The organism is Salmonella sp. SAL4457, from assembly GCF_046548235.1.
GTDB classification, from domain to species: domain Bacteria; phylum Pseudomonadota; class Gammaproteobacteria; order Enterobacterales; family Enterobacteriaceae; genus Salmonella; species Salmonella enterica.
The window spans coordinates 1-264 of the sequence record NZ_JBGDZO010000657.1 but is presented as its reverse complement, the minus strand read 5'-3'; the positions used below and the strand labels follow the sequence as shown (position 1 = coordinate 264).

Annotated in this window: 1 protein-coding gene; it reads left to right on the top strand. The window is 67.4% G+C overall.

The features are described from left to right. Positions 1-264: 4Fe-4S dicluster domain-containing protein (locus ACLJNW_RS25830; RefSeq protein WP_410961454.1), on the top strand; the 264-nt coding region annotated here is incomplete at both ends.

The following is a 264-nucleotide window of genomic DNA, read 5'->3' as shown; positions in this document are numbered from 1 at the left end:
CCTCATGACCGAGCTCGTCCGCGACTCGCTCGACCATTGCGTCAAGTGCACGATCTGCGAGACGTTCTGCCCGTACTCGCGGGTCACGCCGCTCTTCCCAGGCCCGAAGTACGTAGGGCCGCAGGCGGAGCGCTACCGCGGCAGCGGCGCCTCGGTCGATGCGTCGGTCGACTACTGCTCCGGCTGCGGGATCTGCACACAGGTCTGCCCGCAGGACGTGAAGATCGCGGAGATCAACTCGCAGGCCCGCGCTCAGCTCTGGGA